Source organism: Citrifermentans bemidjiense Bem (assembly GCF_000020725.1).
GTDB lineage: Bacteria > Desulfobacterota > Desulfuromonadia > Geobacterales > Geobacteraceae > Geomonas > Geomonas bemidjiensis.
Window position 1 is genome coordinate 3967027 of sequence record NC_011146.1, and the last position, 17479, is coordinate 3984505.

Annotated in this window: 14 protein-coding genes and 1 riboswitch; of the genes, 2 read left to right on the forward strand and 12 right to left on the reverse strand. The window is 61.7% G+C overall.

Going from position 1 to position 17479, the window contains the following annotated elements; genetic code table 11:
- Nucleotides 1–85 precede the first annotated feature (85 nt).
- The 6 genes from purE to alr form a co-directional block, all read right to left on the reverse strand.
- The gene (gene purE, locus GBEM_RS17255) at nucleotides 86–592 is read right to left on the reverse strand and encodes a 5-(carboxyamino)imidazole ribonucleotide mutase (protein ID WP_012531882.1); all 507 of its coding nucleotides are present in this window, start codon (nucleotides 590–592) and stop codon (nucleotides 86–88) included.
- A gap of 226 nt (nucleotides 593–818) precedes the next feature.
- A complete protein-coding gene (purD, locus tag GBEM_RS17260; protein WP_012531883.1) occupies nucleotides 819–2090 on the reverse strand; it encodes a phosphoribosylamine--glycine ligase in 1272 nt (423 codons plus the stop codon).
- 318 nt (nucleotides 2091–2408) lie between these two features.
- Nucleotides 2409–3971, reverse strand: a complete 1563-nt coding sequence (gene purH, locus GBEM_RS17265; protein ID WP_012531884.1) for a bifunctional phosphoribosylaminoimidazolecarboxamide formyltransferase/IMP cyclohydrolase — start codon at nucleotides 3969–3971, stop codon at nucleotides 2409–2411.
- A gap of 240 nt (nucleotides 3972–4211) precedes the next feature.
- Nucleotides 4212–5465, reverse strand: a complete 1254-nt coding sequence (locus GBEM_RS17270; RefSeq protein ID WP_012531885.1) for an ASKHA domain-containing protein — start codon at nucleotides 5463–5465, stop codon at nucleotides 4212–4214.
- Nucleotides 5452–6483 carry a selenide, water dikinase SelD gene (gene selD / locus GBEM_RS17275; RefSeq protein ID WP_012531886.1) on the reverse strand — a complete coding sequence of 344 codons (1032 nt, stop codon included), beginning with the start codon at nucleotides 6481–6483 and terminating at the stop codon, nucleotides 5452–5454. The genes GBEM_RS17270 and selD overlap by 14 nt, the downstream gene beginning before the upstream one ends.
- A gap of 283 nt (nucleotides 6484–6766) precedes the next feature.
- Complete coding sequence (gene alr, locus GBEM_RS17280; RefSeq protein ID WP_012531887.1) at nucleotides 6767–7906, reverse strand: alanine racemase; 1140 nt, start codon at nucleotides 7904–7906, stop codon at nucleotides 6767–6769.
- A gap of 151 nt (nucleotides 7907–8057) precedes the next feature.
- Nucleotides 8058–8159: riboswitch (TPP riboswitch) on the forward strand.
- Between the two features lie 261 nt (nucleotides 8160–8420).
- Between alr and thiD the strand changes: the two genes are divergently transcribed.
- Nucleotides 8421–9875 (forward strand): bifunctional hydroxymethylpyrimidine kinase/phosphomethylpyrimidine kinase, encoded by a 1455-nt coding sequence (gene thiD / locus GBEM_RS17285; RefSeq protein ID WP_012531888.1) that lies wholly within the window; start codon nucleotides 8421–8423, stop codon nucleotides 9873–9875.
- A 66-nt stretch (nucleotides 9876–9941) separates the two neighbouring features.
- Nucleotides 9942–11255 (forward strand): phosphomethylpyrimidine synthase ThiC, encoded by a 1314-nt coding sequence (gene thiC, locus GBEM_RS17290; RefSeq protein WP_012531889.1) that lies wholly within the window; start codon nucleotides 9942–9944, stop codon nucleotides 11253–11255.
- Nucleotides 11256–11372: 117 nt separating this feature from the next.
- Here the strand turns inward: thiC and GBEM_RS17295 are convergent, their stop codons facing one another.
- From GBEM_RS17295 to GBEM_RS17320, 6 genes are all read right to left on the reverse strand, one after another.
- Nucleotides 11373–12821, reverse strand: a complete 1449-nt coding sequence (locus GBEM_RS17295) for a heavy metal sensor histidine kinase (protein ID WP_012531890.1) — start codon at nucleotides 12819–12821, stop codon at nucleotides 11373–11375.
- Nucleotides 12808–13479 carry a heavy metal response regulator transcription factor gene (locus tag GBEM_RS17300; RefSeq protein ID WP_012531891.1) on the reverse strand — a complete coding sequence of 224 codons (672 nt, stop codon included), beginning with the start codon at nucleotides 13477–13479 and terminating at the stop codon, nucleotides 12808–12810. The genes GBEM_RS17295 and GBEM_RS17300 overlap by 14 nt, the downstream gene beginning before the upstream one ends.
- A gap of 35 nt (nucleotides 13480–13514) precedes the next feature.
- Nucleotides 13515–13868, reverse strand: a complete 354-nt coding sequence (locus GBEM_RS17305) for a hypothetical protein (protein WP_012531892.1) — start codon at nucleotides 13866–13868, stop codon at nucleotides 13515–13517.
- 25 nt (nucleotides 13869–13893) lie between these two features.
- A complete protein-coding gene (locus tag GBEM_RS17310; protein WP_012531893.1) occupies nucleotides 13894–15414 on the reverse strand; it encodes a B12-binding domain-containing radical SAM protein in 1521 nt (506 codons plus the stop codon).
- Between the two features lie 400 nt (nucleotides 15415–15814).
- Nucleotides 15815–16216: an HsmA family protein gene (locus tag GBEM_RS17315; RefSeq protein WP_012531894.1), complete on the reverse strand. Its 402-nt coding sequence runs from the start codon at nucleotides 16214–16216 to the stop codon at nucleotides 15815–15817.
- Between the two features lie 51 nt (nucleotides 16217–16267).
- Entirely contained in the window at nucleotides 16268–17479 is a 1212-nt protein-coding gene (locus tag GBEM_RS17320; RefSeq protein WP_012531895.1) for a hypothetical protein, read from the reverse strand.

A 17479-nucleotide genomic window follows, 5' to 3' on the forward strand; every position in this document is an offset into this window, starting at 1 on the left:
TTCCTCCAGATTTTAAAATATTTAACGGGCCGAAAATATACAACCGAAGCCGTCATGTCAAGCAAAATCAACCATAATGCCCGTATCAGCCCTGCCTCGTTGCCTGAAGGGCCTGGTCCTTCTGCTCCACCTCTTCGGCCATTTTAATCTTGTAGGCGGCGAGTTTATTGCGCAGTTCCGGCGTGCTCAAGGAGAGGATTTGCACGGCGAAGAGACCGGCGTTTTTGGCGCCTGCCTTGCCGATGGCCATGGTGCCGACCGGTATGCCGCCCGGCATCTGGACCATGGCGTAGAGGGCGTCGACGCCGTTGAGCGCGCCGCCGGCCATGGGGACGCCGATGACCGGGAGGGTGGTTTCCGCAGCGACGACGCCGGCCAGGTGTGCGGCCACGCCGGCTGCGGCGATGATCACCTGGATGCCGCGTCCGGCCGCCTCAGAGGCGAGCTTCGCGGTCTTCACCGGTGAGCGGTGCGCCGAAGCGACGTGGATTTCGTAGGGGACGCCGAACTCGGTGAAGACTTTGGCCGTCTCCTCCATGGTGGAGAGATCGGAATCGCTTCCCATCAGGATCAGTACGGTCGGTTTGTTCATTTTTCAAGTCTCCCAAAAAAAGTCAAAACCATTGGCAAGGAGAAAATCTGAGAAAGTCTGAGATAAAAAAATCTGAGAGAAGCAAAAAACTGCTTATACCAATTATCTGAAGTCCTTATGGCCTGATGTTTCTAAGGTTTTGTCTCTCTCAAAGTTTCTGGTGTTTCTCATATTTCCTCAGAAGTTCTCCGTGCCAATGGTTTTGAGGTTTGAGGTTTTTTTTCTTTTAGCGGTTCATCGCCTTGGCGCCGATGTCTTTCCTGTAATGCACGCCGGGCCAGGTGATCTCTTTCACTCCCTTGTAGGCGCGCTCTATCGCTTCCTTCACGGTCCCCCCGAGCGCGGTCACTCCCAAGACGCGGCCGCCGCTGGTGACGACACCTTCGCCGGCAGCCTTCGTGCCGGCATGGAACACCACCAGGTCCTCGATCTTCCCGGCTGCGTCGAGCCCGCCGATGACGTCGCCCTTTCGGTAATCGGCCGGGTATCCTTCCGCCGCCATGACGACGCAGACCGCCGCCTTGTCGTGCCACTCTATCTCTACCCCCTCCAGGCTTCCGGAGGCTACGGCCATGAGAATGGGGACGATGTCGGACTTCATCCGCATGAGCAGCGGCTGGCATTCGGGGTCGCCGAAGCGGGCGTTGAACTCAAGCGTCTTCACCGAACCGCCGTCGATCATGAGCCCGGCGTACAGTACGCCGCGGTAGGTGCGCCCCTCGGCCTTCATCCCGTCCACGGTGCGGCGCATCACCTCGGCCATGGCCTTGTCATGGATGGCAGGGGTGACCACCGGCGCCGGGGAGTATGCTCCCATCCCGCCGGTGTTGGGCCCCTGGTCGCCGTCGAAGACCGCCTTGTGGTCCTGGGCGCTCGCCAGCGGGATGATCCTTTCGCCGTCGGTGAAGGCCAAGAAGGAGGCCTCTTCCCCTTTCAGGAACTCCTCGATGACCACCCTGGAACCAGCCGCGCCGAAAGCGTTGCCGGAAAGCATGTCGGTCACGGCGGCTACCGCCTCGTCGCGCGTCTGGGCGATGATGACCCCTTTGCCTGCGGCAAGGCCGTCCGCCTTGATGACGATGGGAATCCCGGTCTGGTCGATGAAGGAGACAGCGGGCTCCACCTCGGTGAAGACCCCGTAGGCTGCGGTGGGGACGTTGTACTTATGCATCAGGTCCTTCGAGAACGCCTTGCTCGCCTCGATGATGGCGGCGTTTTTCCTGGCGCCGAAGGCCTTGAGGCCGTTCTCCTCGAACAGGTCGACGAGCCCCATGGAAAGCGGGAGTTCCGGACCGACCACGGTGAGTGCGACCCCTTCCTTTTTGGCGAAGTCGAGGAGCCCCTGGAGGTTGTCCACCGCTATGTCCACGTTTTGCGCCAGGGTGGCCGTGCCCGGGTTTCCCGGCGCGCAGAACACCTGGCTTACCAGCGGGGACTGGGCGATCTTCCAGACCAGCGCGTGCTCGCGCCCTCCGCTACCTACAACCAAAACCTTCATATCAAACTCCTTTAGAATCAATTGACAATCAGAAAATCAGAACCAATTGACAATTGACAATTGACAACGAAAAACAACTTTAAGCAATTGACAATTGATAATTGACAATTGACGATGATCCAGAACAACTGTCGCACTACACTACTAGCTGTTGCGGATCGTACGAAATTGACAATGGACAAAAGCAACAAAGCGTTGTCATTTGCCCATTGTCAATGATTGGCGTACGGGATGTAGCATGCTCCAGTGTGGAGAGACAATGAACAAAGGCAGCAAATCGTTGTCAATTGTCAATTGTCAATCGTCAATTGGTTTTCATCAGTGCCTGAAGTGCCTCATGCTGGTGAAGACCATGGCGATGCCGTGCTCGTCGGCTGCGGCGATGACCTCGGCGTCACGCATGCTGCCGCCGGGCTGGATTACGGCGGTGACACCGACGGAGGCGGCGTTGTCGAGGCCGTCCCGGAACGGGAAGAAGGCGTCGGACGCCATGACCGCACCCTGGACCGGAATGCCGGCATGCTCGGCCTTGATGGCGGCGATGCGGGCGGAGTTGACCCGGCTCATCTGCCCTGCGCCGACGCCGACGGTGGAGTTGTCGCGGCCGTAGACGATGGCGTTGGATTTGACGAACTTGGCCACGCGCCAGGTGAAGAGAAGGTCTTCCATCTCTTTGTCGGTCGGCGCCCTCTTGGTCACTACCTTCAACTCGGTGAAGAGCTCGAGGTCGGCGTCCTGGACCAGCATGCCGCCGTTCACCCTCTTGTAATCGAAACGGGGCGCCGGATTCTCGGGCCAGAAGCCGCACTCCATGAGGCGGACGTTCTTCTTGGCGGCGACGATTTCGCTGGCGGCCTCGGTCACCTTGGGGGCGATGATCACTTCGACGAACTGGCGCTCGACGATGGCGCGGGCGGTGGACTCGTCCAGCTCGCGGTTGAAGGCGATGATGCCGCCGAAGGCGGACTCGGGGTCGGTCTTGTACGCCTTGTCATAGGCTTCCATGATGTTCGCGCCGAGCGCGACACCGCAGGGGTTCGCGTGCTTTACGATGACGCAGGCCGGCTCGGTGAACTGCTTCACGCACTCCAGCGCCGCATCGGTGTCGCCGATGTTGTTGTAGGAGAGTTCCTTTCCCTGGATCTGGCGCGCCGTGGAGATGGAGGATTCCCTGGACCCCTTTTCGACGTAGAAGGCGCCGGACTGGTGCGGGTTCTCGCCGTAGCGCATCCCCTGGGCCAGCTTGTACTGCATGGTGAGGGTGTCCGGGAAGGGCGCCACACCTTCGCCGGTGCGGGCGCCGAGCCAGTTGGAGATGGCGCCGTCGTAGGCTGCGGTGTGCTGATACACCTTCACGGCCAGACGGAAATTGGTCTCGCGCGACACGCTGCCGCCGGAGTTTTTCATCTCGTCCAGGACCACTGCGTAATCGGCGTGGTCAACGACGACGGTGACGTCGCGGTTGTTCTTGGCTGCGGAGCGGAGCATGGTCGGGCCGCCGATATCGATGTTCTCGATGGCATCCTCCATGGTGCAGTCCTCTTTCGCGACGGTCGCCTCGAACGGGTAGAGGTTTACCACCACCATGTCGATGGGCTCGATGCCGTGCTCCTGCATCTTGGCTACGTGCGCCGGGTTCTCGCGCATGCCGAGGATGCCGCCGTGAACCTTCGGGTGCAGGGTCTTGACCCGGCCGTCCAGCATCTCGGGGAAACCGGTGAACTCGGAGACGTCCTTGACGGCGATTCCCGCCTCACGCAAAAGCTTGGCGGTACCGCCGGTGGAGAGGATCTCCACGCCGTAGCCTGCCAGCGCCCGGGAAAATTCCACCACACCAGTCTTCTCCGACACGCTGATCAGCGCGCGCCCAATCTTTGCCATGTTTAACTCCTTTTTTGATGTCGGTTCTAGAAACTAAAAAAGCGAAAGCTCACCACAAAGGCACAGAAAAACATTTAACAGGGATAAAGGGGATAAAAGGGATAAAACCGGAAACAGCTTCTGGTTTAACCCTTAAAGCCTTTGGTTTTCGCAGTTATCCCCTGCATCCCCTTCATCCCTGTGAGTCGGTTTTAGGAGTTTGTTTTTCTCAGATTTTCTCCGTGGCTAGAGGTTTTGCTTTTAAGATTTTGGAAAGTCTACGTTCGCCAGGAAGTGTTTTTCGAAGAGCGGAGTGCCGGAAAGGGGTATCACCCGGACCTTTTGCGCCAGGTCCTCCATCTGGTCCCGGCCATCCTTAAGGAGCAGCATGCGCTCCACTCCGGCCAGGGCCCCTTCCCTAATGAATCCGGTGATTCTTACCATCTTTTCGTTGAAAATTCCAACCTTTTTTAGCACCTCAGGCGACAGCACCGCGCCGAAGGAACCGGTCAGCACCACGCGGGAAAGGTCGTCCAAGGAAAGCCCAGCCTTCCCCAGCAGGATCTCCATCCCCCCCCGCAGCGCCCCTTTGGCAAGCTGCAGCGCACGGACGTCGTCCTGGTCCAGAAAGACGAGCCCCGAGGCGTCGCGGTGCAGCACGAAGGCGGGGATGCCGTTCACCTCCTGAACCCGGTTCCCCAGGTTGGAGTCGATCTCGGCGGCGGGGCGGATCCTGCCGCTAGGCTCGATGATGCCGTTATCCAGAAGTGCCGCCACGGTCTCCAGTACCCCGGACCCGCAGATGCCGCGGGGGGTGGCGCCGGCTATGGTGTTCAGGAGCAGACGGTCCCCCTCGACGCTGACGCCGCTGACGGCGCCGGGAAGAGCCGACATGCCGCAGCGGAGGTTCCCCCCCTCGAAGGCGGGGCCGGCGGCGGCGGAGGTGGCTAGGAAGCGTTCGCCGTCGAAAAGCGCGATCTCCGCGTTGGTCCCCATGTCGAGATAGAGCGTCCCCCGCGCCGGTTCCTCGGCAAGGCCGAAGAGGAAGGCGACCAGGTCCCCTCCGACGAAGCCGCCGGGAAGCGGCAGCAGGTAAGCCGGGAGTTCCCGTTTCCAGCCGAGATCGAGGGTGGTGGCTGTCTTGCCGGTAGTGAAGAGCGGGCGAAACGGCGGATAGGCGAGCGAGGCCACCGGTAGGGCGAGGGCTATGTGCTCCATGGCGGGGTTTCCCGCCAGCGCCACCTGGGCAAGTTCAGCGGGTGCGGCGCCGGCGAGTGCCAGGAGTTCGTCGACCAGGCGCTCCATCTCGACCGCGAGAACTCCCTGCATGGCGCGCAGCTTTTCGCTGTCCGCCGCGGCGGTAAGGCGGGTGAGGACGTCCGCGCCGAAAGCGCGCTGCGGGTTGAGCGCTCCGGCACGCGCCAGGCGCTCCCCGGTGGCAGGATCGACCAGGGATGCGGCGATGGTGGTGGTGCCCAAGTCGAAAGCCGCGGCGAGCCTTCTAGACGAAGACAATTGGGGTTCCTCCGGCGGGCTCGACCTCGCCGATGCAGGCGGCGAAAAGCCCTTCCTTCCCGGCGCGGGAGAGGAAAGTGCGGGCGTCGTCGGGGGCGAAGGTGATCAACAGCCCACCCGAGGTCTGGGGGTCGAAGAGCGGCAGCAGGGGGTCCCCGCTGTTTCCGGAGACATGTTGCTCGTAATGCTGACGGTTGCGGTAGCAGCCGGCGGGGACCATGCCGTCGTCGATCAGCGCGGGTACACCCGGGATGACCGGCACCCGTGCCAGTTCGATCTTGAAGCTGACCTTGGCGCCCAGAGCCATCTCGCAGGCGTGTCCGATGAAGCCGAACCCGGTAACGTCGGTCGCGGCCGTGGCGCGGCAAGCGACCATGAGATCCGCTGCCTTGGCGTTCAAGGTGGTCATCCAGCGGGTTGCCTCCGCCTCCACTTCCGGTTCGATCATCTCCGCCTTGATGGCCGTCGAGATGATGCCGGTTCCCAGCGGCTTGGTGATGACGATGAGGTCCCCCGGGCGGGCGGTGCAGTTTCTGACCACGCGCGCCGGGTCGATGAGGCCGGTCACAGCGAGCCCGAACTTGAGCTCGTCGTCCTCCACTGTGTGTCCGCCGACGAGGCAGGTCCCCGCCTCCTTGAGCGCGGCCGATCCCCCGGCCAGGATCGCAGCCAACACCGAGGTGGGGAGCGAGCAGGCGGGGAAAAAGGCGAGGTTCATCGCCGTCACCGGTCTTCCCCCCATGGCGTACACGTCCGAGAGGGCGTTGGCCGCGGCGATGCGGCCGAAGGTGAAGGGATCGTCCACCAGCGGGGTGATGATGTCCGTCGTTTCCACCAGGGCGAGGTTCTCCCCGATCCGGTAGATGCCGGCGTCCTCCGCCCCTTCCACCCCCACGATGAGGTTGGGGTCGTCCGAGCGCGTTATGTCGTGAATGGCTTCTTCCAGGCCCGCCGGGCCCAGCTTGGCAGCTCAACCCGCCGCCTGCACCATCGTGGTGAGCCGTACTTTGTCAGTCATAAAACCCCTCAATAAAACCTGAGAAAACCTAAAACCATTAACAAGGAGAACATCTGAGGACATCTGAGTAAAAACTGAACCTTGAGAGAATCTAAAACGATCAGCCACAGAGAAAATCTGAGAGAATCAAAACGTTTTGGGGGTGAACCTTAAAAGCTTTAAGTCTTTAGGGGGTAAACAAAAAAGTTTTTTGCTTCTCTCCCTGGCTTTTCTCAGATGTCCTCAGATGTTCTCCCTGTTAAGGGTTTTCGGTTTGCTTGGTTTTCTCGGTTTTTCTCGGCTCCTAACCGAGATACACCCTGCGCACGCGGCGGGTGGCTATGCCGCAGAGGACTTCGTACGGTATGGTCCCGGCTTTCTCGGCCATCTCCTCGGCACTGATGCAGTCCCCCATGGGATCGGGACCCAGTAGCGTCACGTCGTCGCCTACCGCGACCCCTTTTACGTTGGTGACGTCCAGCATGATCCAGTCCATGCAGACGGTGCCGGCTACCTTCGCCCGCTGCCCCCTTATCAGGGCCTCGCCTTTGTTGGTGAGGCTGCGGCAATAGCCGTCGGCGTAGCCTACCGGGACGCTGGCAATGAGGGCGCGCTCGGCCGCCACGTAGCGCCTGCCGTAGCTGATGCTGGTGCCGGGCTCGACCCACTTGAGCATCGCCACCCGGCTCTTCAGGCGCATCACCGGCTGCGACGGGACCTGCCCCTCGAAGTCGCCGGAGGGGAGCGCGCCGTACAGAATGATGCCGGGGCGAGCGAGGTTGCAGTAAGGGAGATCCTGCGTGAGGATGGCGGCGCTGTTGGCGACGTGCACATAGGTGGGCGCGTATCCCTGCCGGCGCGCCTCTTCGACGGCGGCGTTGAAACGCTCGGCCTGCAGTTTGGTAAAGGCGATCCCTTCGGGGTCGAGTTCGTCGGCGCTGGCGAAGTGGGAGAATATTCCCTCCAGCTCCAGGTTCTTGAACTGCTTCAGCTTGGCGAGGAACTCGGGGACCTCGTGGTAGGGAACCCCGAGCCTCCCCATCCCGGTGTCGACTTTGAGATGGATGTGCGCCTTCCGGTAGCACTTGATCTCCAGCGCGGCCTGGTCCAGCGCCGCGGCCTGCTCCAGCGAGAAAAGCGCGGTGGAGATATTGAGGCCGATGCAGCGCCTCTCCTCGCCGGGGTAGATCCCGCCGAGAATCAGCACCGGCCGGGTGATGCCGCTCATGCGCAGCTGCACCCCTTCGGCCAGGAAGGCGACGGCGAAGGCGTCGACACCGAGCTTCTCCAGCTCTTCCGAAACGTACTGGAAGCCATGCCCGTAGGCGTCCGCCTTAACCACGGCCAAAAGCCCGCACCCTTCGGGGACCCGCTTTTGAACCAGGGAGAAATTGTGCCGCAATGCGGCAAGATCTATCTCGACAACTGTAGGACGACTGTCCATAAAAAGACCCGTATCCCTAGAGGTGAATGAAATCAGGCCGGGAGGTCCCGGCCAGTGATTTTTCTACCACTTCTGCCGAGAGCTGTAAAGGCAAAAACCCGAAACCGATTGACTTATCAGTAGGATTCCATTATGTTTACGCGCAGCCACTAAAGCCAGCTAGGGGAGTTCTTGAGAACTGAGACAGGCGCGGCCTGAACCCTTTGAACCTGATCCGGTTGACACCGGCGTAGGGAAGCGGCGCGAACTCCGACCTACTCTATTTCCGGAGCCGTGACCCATTCCGTCACGGCTCTTTTTCGTTCCAAAACCAAAACCCCAAAACCCTTAACAAGGAGAACATCTGAGGACATCTGAGTAAAAGCTAACCCCTGAGAGAACCTGAAAGCTTCAAGACTTGGGGTTAACCCAAAAGACTTTGCTTTTAGCTTCTCTCCGGTTCTGTTTATTCTCAGATGTGCTCAGATTTTCTCCTTGTTAGAGGTTTGGTTTCTCCAGTTTCTCTGAGGTTACCGTGCTAAGACTCGTGGTGGATCATAGTGGCAAGGAGCGGCGCATAGGGGGGCTCTACCTCATCACGGATCAAGCTGAGCGCCTGGTCCACCGCGTGCGCGAGGCGCTCTCCTCGGGAGGGGTCGCCGTCCTGCAGTACCGGGACAAGGTCCGCAGCTACGAGGAACGCCTGGAACTGGGACAGGAGCTGAAACACCTCTGCACGGAATTCCAGGTGGAATTCATCGTCAACGACGACGTCGAACTGGCCTTCGCCCTCGACGCCGACGGCGTCCATCTGGGGCAGGACGACGGCGACCCGGCCGCGGCACGCGAGGCGCTCGGCCCCAAAAAGATGATCGGGATCTCGACCCATTCGCTCACGGAAGCGCTCGAGGCGCAGGAGGCCGGCGCCGACTACGTCGGCTTCGGAGCCATCTACCCCACCGACAGCAAGGAGGTCGAGCATATCCAGGGGCCGGAGAAGCTCGTGCTTTTGAAGGAAAAGCTGAGGATACCGGTGGTCGCCATCGGCGGCATCACCAGGGACAACGCCTGCGCGGTGATCGACGCCGGAGCCGACGCCATCGCGGTGATCTCGGCGGTGCTGTCGGCCAGATCCCCCGCGCTCGCCGCGACGGAACTGGCGCTCCTCTTCAACAGGAAGGCGATGCAGCCGCGCGGCGGCGTGCTCACCGTGGCCGGGAGCGACTCGGGAGGGGGCGCCGGCATCCAGGCGGACCTGAAGACTGTGACGCTTTTGGGAAGCTACGGCGCCTCTGCCGTCACCGCGCTTACCGCACAGAACACCCGCGGCGTTACCGCCATCCATCCGGTCCCGGCCGCCTTCCTCGCGGAACAGATCGACGCGGTCCTTACGGACATCCCGATCGACGTGGTGAAGGTAGGGATGCTCTCCTCGGCCGAGAACGCCGCCACCCTCGCCGACAGGCTCACCGACCACGGCGTGAGGATGGTGGTGCTCGACCCGGTGATGAGCGCCAAGGGGGGGGTAGCGCTCATGGAGGACGAGGCGCTAGGCGTCCTGAAACAGAGGCTCATCCCGCTTTGCTACCTGCTCACGCCGAACATCCCGGAGGCCGAGGCCCTCACCGGGCTCACCATCACCGATACGGCCGGCATGGAACTAGCTGCTCGGGCTCTGCACCTCATGGGGGCAAAGCACGTGCTGGTCAAGGGGGGGCACCTGACCGAGGGGGTAGTCACCGACATCCTCTTCGACGGCGCCGGCTTCACCCGCTTCACGGCTCCGCGCGTACTCACCCGCAACACCCACGGCACCGGCTGCACGCTGGCCTCGGCAATAGCAAGCTATCTAGCCCAGGGGGAACCGCTCCCCGGCGCGGTGCTCCGGGCGAAGCTCTTCGTCACCCGCGCCATCAAGTACGCCCAACCGCTGGGAAAGGGGCACGGCCCCGTGAACCATTTCATGGCGGCAAGAGACCAGGCCGAATAAACCAGGGGCTAGGGGCTGGGAATTTTCATCGACACGACAAGAAGCAAGTTCAATAAAGGAGTAGACATGACTCAGCTCGAATACGCCCGCAAGGGGATCATTACCGACAAGATGAAGACCGCGGCCCTCGCCGAAGGGGTGGATCCGGAATTCATCCGCGCCGGTATCGCCGCGGGCAACATCATCATCTGCCACAACAACAAGCACGCAAACGGGACCCCACTCGCAGTGGGCAAGGGGCTCAGAACCAAGGTGAACGCCAACATCGGCTCCTCCGCCGACGACCTCAACTTCGAGAACGAGCTGGAGAAGGTGCGCGTGGCCGTGGCCAGCGGCGCCGACGCCATCATGGACCTCTCGACCGGCGGACCGGTGGACGAGATCCGCCGCGCCGTGATCGCCGAGACCTCCGCCTGCATCGGCACCGTGCCGCTGTACCAGGCGGCACTCGACGCGGTCAGAAAGCACAAGAAGGCGATCGTGGAGATGACGGTCGAGGACATCTTCCAGGGGGTGATCAAACACGCCGAGGACGGCGTCGACTTCATCACCGTGCACTGCGGAGTGACCCGTTCGACGGTCGAGCGCATGCGCAAGGAAGGGCGCATCATGGACGTGGTCTCCCGCGGCGGCGCCTTCACCATCGAGTGGATGGCCCACAACAACGCGGAAAACCCGCTCTACGAGCACTTCGACCGCCTGCTGGAAATCGTCAAGGCCTACGACATGACCCTGTCGCTGGGAGACGGCTTCCGCCCCGGCTGCCTGGCCGATGCGACCGACCGCGCCCAGATCCACGAGCTGATCCTTTTGGGCGAACTCACCCAGCGCGCGCAGGAGTACGGCGTGCAGGTAATGATCGAGGGGCCCGGCCACATGCCGCTGAACCAGATCGAGGCCAACATCCTCTTGCAGAAGAGGCTTTGCCACGGCGCTCCCTTCTACGTGCTCGGGCCGCTGGTCACCGACATCGCACCGGGCTACGACCACATCACCTCGGCCATCGGCGGCACCATAGCCGCGGCCGCCGGGGCCGACTTCCTCTGCTACGTGACACCTTCGGAGCACCTGAAGCTCCCGAGCGTCGAGGACGTGCGCGAGGGTGTCATGGCGAGCCGCATCGCGGCACACGCAGCCGACATCGTCAAGGGGGTCAAGGGGGCCATGGAGAAGGACAACGAGATGGCCCGCTGCCGCAAGAAGCTCGATTGGGAGGGGCAGTTCGCCCTCGCCATCGACCCGGTAAAGGCGCGCCGCCTGAGGGAGGAGTCGGGGGTCGCCGACCACGGCGCCTGCACCATGTGCGGCGAGTTCTGCGCCTACAAGGTGATGGACGACGCCACCCAGCGCGAAAAGGCCAACTCAGCCAACGCGGCCTAAACCACCTGGTTACCGAGCCAGTCCCCATCCCTGCTGCCTAAAAAAAATAAAAGCCATGCCCGGCGCGCTGCCCGGCATGGCTTTTTTGTTCCGAACTCCCCTGCCCTTTCTTTAAGACTACTGGCGGTGGTTGAAGCGCATGGTGATGGTGGTCCCTTTCCCCAGCTTGCTCCACGCCAGCACCCGGCCGCGATGCATGGTCATGATCGCCTTGACGATGGCGAGCCCAAGCCCGGTTCCGACGCGGAGCTCCCCCTCCACTTCCTGGTCTATCCGGTAGAAACGGTCGAACAGCATCGGCAGATGCTTGGCTTCTATGCCGCACCCGGTATCGCTCACGTCCACCTCGACGCTGCCGTCATTGCGGGGGCGAATGGTAACCGAAACCACACCGCCGCTCGGGGTATGCGAGATGGCGTTGGAAACCAGGTTGCTGAGCGCACGGCGAAAGAGGGTCCGGTCGGCAGCGATGACGGCGGCGCCGCGGCACTCCAGGGTGATGCCGGCCTCGGCCGCCTCCTCCGAGAAGTAGTCGATGACCTCGGAAGCCTCCCCCTCTGCCGCGAGCCTTTGCAGCAAAAGATCGTTGTTGTTGCTGTCGGCGCGCGCCAGAAAGAGCAGCCGGTCTATGGTCAGGGAGAGCTGGGTGTACTCCTCCAGCGCCGAGGCGAGTACTTCGCGGTAGGCCTCCGGCGTCCTTTCCTTGGACAAGGCTATTTCGGTCTGCAGCATCAGGTTGCCTATCGGGGTGCGCAGCTCGTGCGCCAGGTTCCCCGAGTAGTGCGAAAGACGCTGGAAGGACGTTTCCAGGGTGTCCATCATGGTGTTAAAGGAGTTGGCCAGGGACTGCATCTCGACGGGGAAGATGGCGGGGTTGAGCCTCGTGCCGAGTTCGTCGTCGGTTACCTGCGCGATGGTGTCGGAGAGGTCGTTGAGCGGCTTCAACCCGTGCCGCACCACGAGAAGCGAACTGGGTATGGCGAACAAAAGGCCGCCGAAGCCGAAAAGGATCAGGTAGGTGCGGTAGCTGGCGGCAAGCCTTTCATGCGGGGAGAGGTCGACGGCGATCTGCAGGCGCCAGCCGTTGCTTTGCGACAGGGGGTCGTGCAGCGCTGCGTTGCGGATCAGGTATAACTTGCCGTCTTCGGCCCGGTACTTCTTGAGCTGACAGTCCCCCGCCAGCGGGAAGGCCGCGATGGGAACGCCCTTGAGGTTCTTGCCTTCGAGGAGCGGGTTGCCGTTTTTATCCAGGAGGCGGAGCAGTATGCTGTGACGCCCCACCTCCTCGCTCTCGGCCTCGTTCTGCATCGAGTTCCGGAGCATATCTACTCCGTTGGAGGAGAAAAGCAGCGTCCTGATGGAGGCGATTTCCGACCTGAGTTCAGCGTTGGCGGATTGGTCCAACTGTTCGACGATCTTGAAGTACAGCAAGGTGGCGCAGACGGTGAAGGCGACCAGGATGGTAAGGATATGCACCATGGCCAGGTTGTGGGCGATGGAGAAAGCCCCGGGACGGTCGACCAGAATCCCTTTTTTTAGAAGCCGCAGCGTCTTACCGATCTTCAAGTATGTACCCCAAGCCGCGCACCGTGTGTATCAGCTTCTTCTCGTAAGGCCCGTCCACCTTGGCCCTCAGGGCGGCTACCTTGACGTCGACGATCTTCAGGTTGGCGTCGAAGCCGAGGTTCCACACCCGCTCGGCAATCCTCAACCGGCTTTGCACCTCTCCCGCCCGCCGGATCAGCAGGGAGAGCAGGGCGAACTCCTTCGGGGTGAGTTCCAGGTTCTTCCCCGCGCGGGTCGCCTTGTGGGCGAAGAAGTTGACGGTAAGGTCCGCCACCTGTATCTCGTCCTGCTGCACCACCTGTCCCCGGCGCAACAGCGCCTGGACCCGGGCGCAAAGTTCGGCGAAAGAGTACGGCTTGACCAGGTAGTCGTCCGCCCCAAGCTGCAGCCCGGTGATGCGGTCGTGCACCTCGTCGCGCGCGGTAAGGATCATGACCGGAGTGGTAGATCCCCCTTCGCGCAACCGCTTCACCACCTCGAACCCGTCGATGCCGGGGAGCATAAGGTCGAGGACGATCAGGTCGTAGTCCCTCTCCCGGGCCATCGCCAGCCCCTTGAGCCCGTCGGATGCGACGTCCACCGTCACCGACATCTCCGACAATCCTCTGCGCAACTGTTCAGCGGTTTTTTCCGCGTCTTCCACGATCAAAAAGTACATAAGCTCGAATTCCTCCGGGGCCGGCAGCGGCCGTCCTAGCCGAACGACAGCGAATAGCCCCAGTAGCTGCCGGCGCCGACCACTAGCAGCAGCAGGACGTGCTTTATCACCAGCATCCTGCGCCGCGTCCGCTCAGCTTCGGGGCCGTAAAAATTGTTGACGTAGGTGAAGCTGCGCATCCCGCCGGTGGCGAAGATGGCGGCGGCAGCCCCCACCGTGTTCCAGAAGAAGAACCGCTCGATACCGGAGAGGATCACGGTCACCTCGGGGATACCTCCCCGGAAACCGTGCAGCAGGTAGATCGCTATCAACGCCGAGAGCCAGTAGCCCGTGGCGAAATCGTGGATGAAGCCGTTCAGCACGATGGCTGCCTTCTTGATCGAATCCATGTTGCTCCAAAATCTTGTCCAGCCCTTACGGAATCGGCGCGAAGGTGTGCGGGTGGTCGCTGGCACCGGCATTGCCGCGCACCGTCTTGATGCTTTTTAAAAGCGCCTGCACCTCGGGCGGCATCTGCTTTCCTTCCTTCATCATCGACCTCATCTGCACCGCCAGGTACGAGTTGTTGATGAGGATGTCCAAAACCGCGACCATGAAGGTCTGCTTCCAGGGGGAGAGGTCGTGCAGCTTCTGGAACTTGTGCATGTAGAACTTCTGGCTCGCGCGGCCCAGCTCCCTTTCCAGCTCCTCCACCGTCATCGCCTTCGGCTTTATCACCGGCTCCACCAGGTTGTACTTGCGGTAGTCCTTGGTCGCCACGTACGGCTCCAGCTCGGGGTAGAGCTCGGCGTAGGGCCAAGGGGCGATGGCGAGGAAAAACGCCATGTCCGGGTTGTAATGCTTGGCGAGCTCGATGGTCGCCGCGATGCTCTCCGGCGTGTCGTCCGGCATACCCAGGACGAACGAGGTCTCGGAGACGATGTCGGCGTTGTTGATGATGTCGATGGCGGCTTTGGACTGCTCCACCTTGGTGTTCTTGTTGAAGAGGTCGAGGGTCGCCTGGTCCCCCGCTTCCACCCCGACGTAGATGTGCTCGACCCCTGCCTCGCGGTACTTGTCCATGATGTCCGCGTCGCGCAGGATGTCGTCCACCCGGGTTTCCATCAAAAGCTTCACCCCGACCTTCCTTTCGATCATCAGGTCCAGGATGCGCACCCAGCGCTCGCGGTCGAAGGTCGGGATCTCGTCGGAGAGCATCGCCACCTCGACGCCGTAACTGTCGCGCAGAAGCTCCAGTTCGGCCACGAAGTTCTCGGCGCTTCGGGCGCGCCAGGAGCGTTCCCAGAAGAGCTGCTGCGAGCAGAAGGAGCATTTCTCCATGCAGCCGCGCGACGAGGAGACGATCGCCAGGCGGGCGTTGTTCTTGGCGCGGTAGGTGTAGATGGGCCATTCCACCAGGTCCCACGCCATGGGGAGCGCGTCGAGGTCCTGGATGGACGCCGCCTTCGGCGTCGTGACCACGGCGCCGTCGCGCCAGAAGGAAAGTCCGGGGACGCAGGCGGGGTCGCCCCCTTGGTTCAGGCAGTCCAAAAGCTTAACCAGGGTCACTTCACCCTCGCCCCGGACGATGAAGTCGACCGTGTCGTGCTCGGCCTTGAGCATCTCGTCATAGCAGAAGGTGGCGTGCACGTTCCCGTGCACCGTGACCACGTCCGGGTTGATCTCCTTGGCCAGCGCCGTCAGCTCCAGCGCGTGCCCTATGGAGGCGGTGAACGAGGTGGTGGCCACAACGTCCGGGTTGAAGGCCCTGATGCGCGCCTCAATCTCCGGCCACTTGTGCCAAAGGCTCATCGCGTCGTAGTAGTCCACCTCGTAGCCGGCTGCGCGCAGCGACCCGGCAACGTATACGAACCCCACATTGAGCCAGGTCCCCGCTGACTCCACGACGCCGGAATGATACGGCGGCGTTATCAGTGCGACCCTTTTTATAGTCATATCCAACCCCTTCCAGGTATCAGAACTGTAGTTAGTGAAGTCGATTTCTGAGTCGGTTTGTTTACTATGCCACAGAGGCCATCGAAATGAAAAGATAAAGCCTTGTCGCAGCCCGGTGACCCGGCCACTGTAATACAGATGTGCCATTCTTTGCGCGTTTTTTAATAAAAGCGTAACCAAATGGTTACTTTTGATGTGCCTGAATTCAAGCGACTTTGATGCTTGCCTCGTTTTATTCGGGCTGACCCGATTCACGGAGGCGTTTTACGGCATTGACATTCAACTTGATGCCGCAATTTCGGGAGATTATGTTCTGGAGCGGGGGGGGAGACAGGACGCGTTCGGTAGGGGTGAAGGCAATGACAGCGTTAATCGTGTCTATTAGGGCCCGGCCGCTGGATTACCCCTTCATCCTCAGCATACCGGAGATGGCGCCACTGCAGAAGGCAACCAGCCAGCAGCTGTAGATAGCGAGGCTTACCCGGTGGAACAGGTGGTTCATGGCGTCGGCGCGCCGCGCAAGCGTGGCCGAAAGCGCCAGCAGGAAATGGAAGGCCATCCCCGCAAGCGACGCGATGCCGGTGATGTTGTGCCACTCGGGCGCCTTGCCGAACGCCTGGGCGTAGTGGTTCATCTCGCGGGTGCCGAGGTAGTCGCAGAAAAGCCCGATGCCGAAGATGGCCAGATGCTTCGCGCGCAGCCCTTCCTTACGGCCGCTGAAGACGGCCCAGGTATAGAAGATAAGCGCCAGCGTCATCCAGAACACGGCGGTGGCCAGCAAGGTTTTGTGTTCCGCTCCCATCATCGCTCCTTCTCCCCGGCGGAGTGCAGCATGCATTGGATGCTGGGACTGTCAGTCCTTGCCGTGGCGGGCAAGTAAGTCCGAGATGTCCTGGTCGGAGAACGAGATGTGCGGCTTGACGGGGATGTCGTTCCCGGGCTTGCAGCTCGCCATGCCGATGGCAAGGACGTAGACGTCAGCCTCCCCAGGCGCCAGCTGCCGGGGTCCCCATTGCATGGAAAGAACCCTGGTGGTCGGGCTTTGCAAAGGCACCCGCTCCTTCTCGCTGGCGAAAAAGCCGAGCCGGTTCGAGAAGTACATCAGGTCCGGCCGCGCCCCCAGCGACTCGATGAAGTTCGCCAGGTTGGTGTACTGCTGCGTCTCGCCGGCAGCGCTGTTGCCGTGGTCGTACATGCCGAAATAGGAATCGCGCTCAGGATCGAGCCCGGTCTCGTACTGGAAGAGCCGCCCTCTGCCCCACCCCACGTTCCCCGTGGAGCCGCGGTAGTCCCCCACGGAGGGCTCGTCGCCGTAGACGTAGTAGTAGAGAGCCGGCGTTCTCCCCTCGTTGCGCACCCGGTTCACCAGGATGAAATAGGGTTCCCCCGCCTTGAAGACGGCGAAACGGTCGATGTGCAGCGCCATCCCTTCGCCGGCGACGCGGTGCGAGCTGGAAAGCACCATCTTCTCCCGGCTCGAAACCAGCACGCGGCTGCCGAGGAATTCCCACTTCGAGGGGGAAAGCTGTCGCGAACCATTCCCCAGGGCTATACCCTCGTTGGCGTTGCCCCAAAGGTGCCGCCACTTCTTGCCGTCGAAGAAGGCCATCCCCGACTCCCCCTCCTGCGGGGAGGCGTTACCTTCCTCGTAGGGTACGTTCCCCCCGACGAAAATCCCGCGGGGGATGGCGTTGCCGGCGTCTACGAACCTGCTGAAGCAGGTGATGAGCATGGTCCCGTTGGGAAAGACGTTCCTGACGAAGCCGCTGCCGTCGGCTTGGAACCAGTCGTACTGGAGATGGGAGCCCGCGGGGGCGAAGGCTTTGGAAAAGTGCAGGGACTTGGCGACCTCATCCCAGTGCAGGGCGAACAAGAGCCGGTCCTCCTGCCCCAGTTGGATCATGTCCGTCAGCACCAGGCGGTACGGGCCCTCGCGCAGCAGGTATACCCCCTTGTAATTACGGGTCACTTCCACCCGCACCAGCCAGGAGAGCGCCAGTAGAAAAACCAGCGCCGCGCCGCCCACGCAGCACCAAATCTTCCGATTCAACTTCGGGTGAAGCAT